The following is a 9,327-nucleotide window of genomic DNA, read 5'->3' as shown; positions in this document are numbered from 1 at the left end:
TACGGCGACCAGCTTGGCATTTTCTCCGCTAGAGGATCCACATTTAACCACAGGGATACCCTAGGGTTGTAATACCTTGCGCCGTAGTAGTAATAACCTGTTTCATCATCCAGCTCCTTAGCATTAAACTTATACGGTGTGTTGTATGCGTTTTTATGGTTTTCTACAAAGACCTCTCCACTTGGAAAATACTCTATATTCTGGTTGACTTCTCCATCCAGACCTGTAATGTACGAAGAACTTCCCAGATGATCACTATGGTACCAGTAAAAATCGCGCTCAGGAGTTCCCACATAAGTCTTCACACAACTGCTGTCCATAGGCTGGGCATCCGTATAACCTGGGTACAGGTAAATACCCTGACTGCGGATTAAGGAGGCATTCACAGAGCTCGCCCTCTTAAGTATGGTTTGAGCCGTATCCCTCTCATCTATCGTGGAGGAGGATACAGGATTCACCTGCCATCCACAATTCCACCTGCCCACATCCTTACCTGCGCCCAGCTTAGTGCTAACGCGCTGGCTACCCGAATAATAATGCTTCGTATAGCTAAGATCGTACTGACCTGTAGACTTATTCAGAATCAGACGCGCAGAGAGCATTCCACTCGGATAAAGCATATGCCGGCTATCGTTCAGCGTCTTAGTCCTAAATCCTCCTAGGAAAATCCGCGTAGTGGGACCCATCAGGTTTTTCACCACACGCTCGCCACCATCGTCATAGGTATACAGCGCCAGACCCTCGGCACTGCGCGAAGATGGCTGGGTATTAACCAGGCGAAGGCGGTTTTCTGCATCCCATATATATCGGGTTTTTGATTCCGTAACATAGCACGTCTGCTGGTCGATCCTAACGGGATTCCCCTTTTTGTCATAGCGATATTGCTGGAACTTCACAGAAGCATCGTTACCGTTGCAGCAAAGCTTGCCCACCACGTTAGGTTCATCGACAATCTGCTTAGGCGCATGAGGCTGTAAACCCGAGTAACCCGAGTAGTGAAGGCGATATGAACTCGGAGTACGCGTAATCCAGCTGTTCCCCTGCCCTACTTCATGAAGCTGCTCCTTGCTCAGCACATTGTGCATCTGGTCATACGTCATACTCACGCTATAGCGGTGGCGCTCCTGCTCACCCTGGCTGTTCATGCCCCGCCAGTTCCCAGAGGCTGACGTTAGACGGTAGAGGTCGTCATATCCATAGGCGTAGTTCGTACCTCCTCCCAGAAGACCTTCTCGTGCATAAGGCGCATGGTTCTGGATCTGCGTGATATTACTTACCACATCATACTGGTAAACGTTTTTCATAAAACTACGGGGTGAAGGTGTATCCGCCTGAACGCTGAGCAACCTGCGGCGACGATGCTCATATTCGTAATACGTCTCGGTATTGTTACCGTAACGAAGGTAGATCCGCTGATCGAATTTATCGTATCCCAACCTGCGGATAATACTCTCTCCGCGGTTAGGGTCTTCTCCCTTATTGGTGTTCATGCGGACCAGGTTACCCGCCTTGTTGTAGTGGTAGAAAAGGTTCTCCCCATCAGGATAACGAATCTTCTTAATACGGTTCCACGTGTCGTAATCCCAGGTGGTGGTAAACCAGTAAACCCCCACAGAAGGAACCACCACCGAGCGACGGTTGTATGTAAGCTCTCCAAGCCTGCCATAACCATAGTACTGCGTTCCCGTAGCATCTGTCTGGTACCACAACCTACCTATGCTATTCTGAGATAAGGCCGAAGCATCCCCAGCCCCTCCATAGTAGTAGCGAACATTGTTCTCCGGAGATTGTCCATAACGGATTTGAGACAGACGGTTATACTCGTAGTCGTAATCTATTCTTTCTTCTTCTGATGTTGTACGAGAGCTCATGTTCCCAGCAGGGTCATAGCTAAAGCGCGTCACACCCGTATCCGGATGGCGTAGAGAAATCCTGCGACCTAAGCCATCATAAACCGATTGCGTAAGGTTGCCCTGTACATCGCGAACCTCCAATACATCCCCTAAGGCATTATGTGTATAGTTCGTCAACAGATCTCCGCTGTTGGAGACTTCATGTAAGGTCGTTGTGCGCTGTTTGATGTCGGTATAAACCTTCTTCTCTCGACCCAACTCATCGGTAAAGGTGCTTCGGAACATCTTCCTGCCCAAGCGGTCCACACCAAATCCATAAGCGGTATGCGATAACAGATCTTCTCCCGGCTGGCGAAGGCCCACCACTCGGTCTAATACATCATAACGCGTCTGGGTAGGTGGAGCGCTATCAACAGCAGCATTGTATCGATGGTTGCTGCCCCCCAGGTCTTCCAGGGTCGGATAGTAGGTGCTCAGGGTTCTGCCAAAGGCATCCTGTTCTGTTTTCCCTGATACGATATATTGAATCGCATCCATGTGGGATTTATCTTTGTATAGGGAGCCTGTTTTTTTAACCTGAATAATGCTCCCCAGGCCATCGCTAATGCTAATCGTATTAATGCTATTGCCTCCCTGATGCTGATATTCCGGATCATAGTGACGCGTTAGGGCGTAAGATTCTGAATCCGTACGGTTCTGGGGAGCATGCGTTACAGGATGGTAGTCAAAATGCAAAGTCCACGGTATACGGTTCGCCAACTCATAAGGTCCCGTAATGCTCTGCAAACGACCCCTGGAATCATAACTGTAGTGCATCGACTGACGGTTGATGTCTTGGGTAAGCAATGGAACTCCAAAACGGTAGTCGTAATGCGTACTACTAATGTAACCAAAGGCATCTTTGACCTGCGTGATATAGGTATGTACCTGATCGTCGTAGGTGTAGTTGCGCGTAAAACGCTGGCCCTTGGCATTTTGAGGCTCGTAACTCAGAATCATGTTCCCGTAAACGTCGTAGAAGAAGTTGTACGCAGGATTGCCAGGGCCTATCAGCATCAGTGATGTAAGATTACCCTGGACATCGTAGGTAGCTGTCCTTTCTCTCTGAACATCCCTTCCTAAGGTTCTTATACGCGTAGGATGCATCATGTAACGAGAACCACTATTAATCGTCTGATAGTCGATATACGTGGTCAGCAATTCTGATGAGCCTATCTGCATATCGCCATGGTCCCGATACTGCTTGAGGTTGCCGTAGCTGTCGTAGCTGATATTTTCTGTAAACGTCGTTTTTCCAGGAGTTTCCCCTCCTTCATAGAAGTGACTATACGTCTGGGTAGGCGCCACAAAGTAGGCATAGTTGATGAGATTTTTTTCCATATCTCCCTCTGGAAGAGTGACCGCTTCATTGGTGGAACTCACAGGGCGAAGTGAGAAGCGGTTCTCTTGGGAACGCCACTTCTTGCCCTGGGAATCGTAGAGCGTTTCGCTCAGCAACAGACCCTTGAGAAAGTATGAGGTGTTGTTATAGCGCTGAAGGCTGTAGCGGTATATGCTGCCCGATCCAGACCCCCCAACACGCGTGTCGATATGGTTGATCTTTATCTGATCAAAACCATAGAAACTACGCTCCCTGCGACTGTAGTAACCCTTGCCATATTCTATCGTGATTTTTGTATAATCCGGCTTAAAACGACTGTCGCCGCTAAAGCCATCGTGAGTCATAACCGAAGACATAACCCACTTGCTCTGGGGATGATCGTAAGTGTTGGGCGTACGAGCATAGCTCACCTCCCAGCTCCCTCCCATCGGAAGGGTCACTTTTTTCAAAAGATTGCTCATACCCATATTCGAGAGCTGGTAGTCGATGTTTTTGCTCCCGTCCCCCAACAACAGGTCCGGTAGTCCATCTCCGTCGATGTCCTGGATTTGAGCTACCGTATTGGAAGTACTCTTACCATTATTGTAAGAGGGGTTGAGACACAGTTTAAAGAAGGCCTTGGGTGGAGACGGAGGTAAAGGAATCTCAGGACATACCGATACTGCAAAGTTTAGTGATTTACCCTCTGTGCTACTGCTATTGACAAAGGAAAAAGATCCATAGTCGATAAAGCCATTACCCGTGTTGATCTTAATCCTGCCGTTTTCTATCTTGTCGATCAGACCATCTCCATTGAGATCCACCATTTGTTCTAATTGGCGGGAGTCCGTGCGAGAGCCATTGCCGCCAAAAGAGAGACTTGCGTTTTTTATCACTTTCCCCCCTAAGCCCGCATTCATACTCACAGATGTGCTTTCTCCACGACGAAAGTCCTTACCGTAGTTCCAATGCTCCGAACGGCTAAAGCTGTAGCCCAGGTTTAAAGAGACTTTGCCATCGCGAAAAACACGATCTGCAAGTCCATCTCCATTGATGTCGATCAGGTCGTAGTCGCTGTAGTCACTCTGGGTCGTAAGCCCCGCACCCATGTTATAGCCCGCCTGAGATAAGCGTATCGATAACTGAGACTGGCTATCCGATTTGAAAGGCAAACTCGCATTGTTTCCAGCACTAAATCCTTTTGTCTTACTCCTGTCATCACTTATCACTGGGCTGTTTTCTATATTCATATCGCCTCGATGTACACCATAGCCCCCCAGCATATGCGTATACTGTATCTGACTGCCTTGAACAACATCCGGATAACCGTCGCCATTGAGGTCTATATAGTTGGAGAGGTTTTTGATGTGACCCTCGCCACTGCTCAATCCATAGTTCGAATATTCCATACCTATACCCCCTCCTAAGGACTGAATTTTGCTCTTGGAGACTTTAAGAGGCGCAAAATGACCCCCTCCGCTGTTGCTCCCCTGACCCAACATCTCCGAGATATCATCGCCTCCTAAGCGAGATGTACTCAGCATATTCGAGTCCACGTAGATATTCGGCTTGCTGCCCTGGTAACGGGATACCAACGTCGAGGAATCGCTATGCTCAGGATCTACCCCTCGGTAAGCCAGAAGCTGAAACCAACGCTGCCGATAAACGGGAACAGACGTACTTGTATTCGGATCGCTTTTGCTATGATCACTCGTATCTATGGTCAGAACACCCTCATCTATCGGACGGCTGTCCCAATGAGGATTTTCTGAAGAAGAGTAGTTCCCCCAGCCTCCATTGTAGATAAACTGTCCCCAGTTACGGTACATGGGACCAAAGCGACCGTCATCTTTTTTATTCGTAATCTGCTTGTTGCTATCTGAAGGATCCTGTTCAAGCAGAGCATCGCTATCGGAAACGAAAATGTTCGCCGGAAATAAACCTCCAGAGGTCTTGAATTTTGCATGGTCTATTTGTTCCTGCTGAAGGCTATCCTCCAGCATATAGCCTACAAAGGTGTAGTAGTCATTCGAAACTGCAGGTAAGTTCAGCGTCTTACCCTGGATCTCACCATCGAAAACAGGCTGCGTGTAACCGTTTAAGTCCAGACGCATATCCTGGGCGTTGAGCAAGACCCCCTGACGCGTGTATTTTTTGATCGTTACCAGGATGTCCCCCCGGAAAGGATGCTTATCATCTATATTTTTAAAGGTCAGATAGGGCTTGAGCTGTGTAACGCCACCCCCTATATGGGGCTTGTCAGGAATGATTCCACTGCTCTTGGTCCAGTTGTAAAATCTTTTGTCGATTAGGGGATAAAGAGTCGTGGTGGTGGAACTCCCCTCTAGCGTGCCACTGAAAATCGCCGTCAGATCATCAATATCTACGTCACTCCATTCTATATTGGACGTGGAACTCAACGAGACCTTATAAACATCTCCTTCTTTTGATGAATCGCTAATGTTGAGTGAGAGACTGCTCGCTGGGGTGCCTACCTGCTTGGTATATAAAGGCTTGAAAATATGACTCCCCGCAGTTTTTTTTTCTACACGTAGAATCACCACGCCTGAGGTCGCTTTTTTGATAAAGTGACCACTCAGACGTAAGCTAGATGCAAAGGGTGCCGAAAATCCCGTCTTCGAACTGAGTAGATAGTCGTTCTTTAGATCGAAACTGTAGTAACTCTTGAAGTTTTCATCATATGGAGGTTCAATAGATCCCCCAGAGAGACTAAGGTAATCGATCTTGGCATCCAGATTTAAGCGGTCTTTGACGCCATTGTCTACAGAGGATATTCTAAAATAAAGGTAGTCCCCTTTTTGTACCCGCCGGCTCCCTACAGAGAGTGGAAGAACTCCCCCAGAAGAGATACGGTTCCTCTGAAGCTCTGCACCACCATGTTGGAGCATGAATGTTATACCATCTTTACTACCAGAATCTAAGGCTGCCCGACCCTGAATACGGATCTCTCCCGTATAAGGCGCTTTCCATACTTTTACCAAATCCATTAAGGGGCTCTGCTCACGGGATTCTTTTTCTTCCGTGGCATCTACTGTCGAGTGGTAGGGACCCGTAGTTATCGGATTGCGTGTTAGTTTACTATCTTCGGTATATTTCAGAATACCATTTTCGAGATATCCGAATTTTACTTTTCCGTTATCGATTAAGTCAGGTATGCCGTCGTTGTTTACATCTTCGATGTAATTAAGGGTTATGTTTTTTTCCGACGAATGCAAATAGTTGATGTTGCCAGAAAAGGCCACTTTCCCGGCCGTAGCTTCAACGCCAAAATTATTGCTCATCGATTTGACATGGCTAAAGCTACTGCTGTTTTCTATGTTCTGCTGACCGCCCATAAAATGTACGACGCCGCCAGGAACAAAATGGTTTTTAAGATAGTTTAAGCGTCCTTTGCCCCCTGGGAGATATACATTATCCGCTAGACCATCTCCATCTAAATCCAACATAAGGGTCTGACCCAGAGATTGACCCGTAGAGTACTGGCTGTTTGGACCTATCGTACCACTCTTGGCTGTGGGAAGGGCATCCTCAGGAGGTACAATACCCACCGTAAAGGCCATTCCAAAGGAGTTGTTTTTTCCCACAGTGTTGTAAAGAGGACTCGCCTTATCTACAGGAACGGATGAACGCGTCTTTTGAACACTCCTGAAAAGACTCTTGCCTCCCTGGAGAGGATCGTGATAATCCAGCTTATGGGTATAGAAGGCTTTTCCTTCGCTATCGTTCTCCGTAACAGATGATAAGAGACTCTTTTGGAAATTACCCGCTTTGTAGTTTAAATCGTAACTCCTTATAGAGGTCTCGCCATAGTAAAGCAATATTTTGCTTAAACGCTTGGAGAACACTTGCAAAAAACCTAAACGAGCGTTGAGCTGAACGTCTTTGCGTCCAGAGTCTGTTATAAATTGTACACGGTAGCTCTGGGAAGGAGACTGACTCGTGTGAAGCGTGTAATGAATGCTGCGCAAAACATGCTCCTGACCACCATGACCCGGACTACCTCCATACGACGTGGTGTCATAATCGTATTCTATATAGTTCCCATGGGAATCTACACTCCTGTAAAGAGACCAATGACCGATATTGCCCGTGACAGGCTGGCGTAGTACAGCCGTTTCAACGACACTACGTCCATCTCCCCCAAAGTAATGGTGAGTCCCTCCCTTGGTGATCACCTCCCACCAGTAATTGCTAGGATGGTCACCATGACGAAGAATTTTATTATATGAACCTTCTACACGAGGCCAAAATTGACGCTCTGAAAGACGAGGGGTATTGAAGCCTTCGATTTTATTGGGCAAGGTATAGCGATCACCCGAGCGGAAGCTCAGCTGATCTCCCGAAAAATTGTAAATCTCCGTCTCTTTAGATGCATCGTAAATGGGAACACCCCAACGAGTGTCTATGCTGATACTCGGTACGGAAAGGTCCCAGCCTAAGCCTAGCCAACCATTGCCTCCTTCGCTGTTGTACGAAATGCTTAAGTCCGGTGAAAGACCCTGACGACCAGAAGGTAGTTTTAAGGGTAAACTACTGCTAACTGTACCCTGAGAGTTCGCTACAGGAGCTGGCATCTGAACGATCCCACTACCCGGATCTCCAGCTTTGATATCTTTAAGTGTCGTAGGGGCGTATGCAGAGGTCTCCGCAGATTCCGGAAGTGTGATGATCCCATTGATCATATCCGTGAAGTGAGTCGTGCGAGAGATGATGAGATGACGAGAGACGTCTACGGAGTCCCTTTCTAAGGCTATCCATTTTTTTTCTATGCGGTTGAAGTAAAAGGTGCGTATGTCTTGCTCGCTATAACCTTCGGGTATTTTGCCAGGATCGTAGGTTAAAGAAACTCGCGCGGCAATGCTAAAGTGATCCCCGTGAGGAAGTAAACGATAACCCGAAGCGCCTAAACTCAGGTTGTGAAGCTCAGAAGGTAAGGCCGCTAGATCTAAGACCCCTAAGGGCGTAACGGAGAATACTGTACTCGATTTTAAGGAGTGTGACGGAATGTCTAATTGTATGTCGTCACTAAAGGATAGATGATGGGAGACACCGGATTCTGCAGATCGATAATGCGTATTCACTACTCTCGGAGTATGAGTGTGAACAACGCCATGAGGTAAAGATCTTCCCAGTTTTATTTGTAGGTGCCTGATCTTATAGGTGTAATGGGCTTCTGGAGATATCGTGAACAGAATGGTGTTGGTACCCGATTTTAGTAAGGACGCGTCTACAACTTCACGCTGTAAACTCCAGGTAGGCGCGTGCTTTATTGAGCCCCCTCCATAAGAGAGTCCATCGTTGATGGATTTGCTAATGCCGCCGGCATCTTGTACTCCATAGAGCTCGTATTCTAACCAGGCTACGCCACTGAAATTTTCTTGCTTGTCGATCTCTACCGTGAAGATGTTGTCGTTAACCTGATCGATGGGGTGGTGGCTGTCTTTGCCTATGATGCCTTCAACGAGATCCGAGCTATAGCTGCGAAGAGGAAGTGAGCCTACATCCGCAGCAAACCCCGAAGGAGAAGGAGGTTCAGTAGATGTATATGCCGATAATGCCGGAGACTCAGGAACGAAGGAACGCTCGTTTTTGTCCGGGGCAACTGACTCTCTAGTCACAGGAACTGAAGAGGGCGAGAACACGCGACCCGACAAGAATCCTAATAGGCCGGAGGGCGAAACACTTCCTAAAGAAAAGGATGAATGGTATGAATCAACTTGAGAGGATTTGAGTAGATATTGTTGGTAGCTGTGTCCGTACAACTGACTCCAGGTGATCAGAAACAACAGACTGTATAGAAGTTTTTTTTGTCTTCGGAAAATACTTAGTAGTGATGGCTTCATAGAGGTTTTTTTATAGTGTATAGAAATCTGATTCTATTTTGAAGGTTTATAATAATAGACCTAGTTGGTTGGGGTATAAAGAGGATAATGTAGGGCCTGAAACCCATTTTAACCATACGTCAGCTCCACTGACACCTCCTGGAGACTGACCATAGAGAACGAAACTGAGTAACATGAAGAGAATAGAGAGTTTTTCCATAGCATAGGGGTTGGTAGGGTTAATTTCGCAAAAACTTTCCTAAATCTATGT

The 9,327-nt window shown here is 47.2% G+C and carries 2 protein-coding genes; both read right to left on the bottom strand.

From position 1 onward, the window contains the following. Positions 1-9,077, bottom strand: a 9,077-nt coding sequence (locus GNY06_RS04020; protein WP_166518907.1) for a SpvB/TcaC N-terminal domain-containing protein, incomplete at its 3' end; no start/stop codon positions are given. 46 nt (positions 9,078-9,123) lie between these two features. After that, positions 9,124-9,276, bottom strand: coding sequence for a hypothetical protein (locus tag GNY06_RS04015; RefSeq protein ID WP_166518906.1), 153 nt, complete (start codon positions 9,274-9,276; stop codon positions 9,124-9,126). Positions 9,277-9,327: the final 51 nt, after the last annotated feature.

This window comes from Elizabethkingia argenteiflava, from assembly GCF_009904105.1.
Taxonomy (GTDB): domain Bacteria; phylum Bacteroidota; class Bacteroidia; order Flavobacteriales; family Weeksellaceae; genus Elizabethkingia; species Elizabethkingia argenteiflava.
Note: the sequence above shows the minus strand (reverse complement) of the source record. Positions and strands in the feature narration are given on the sequence as shown.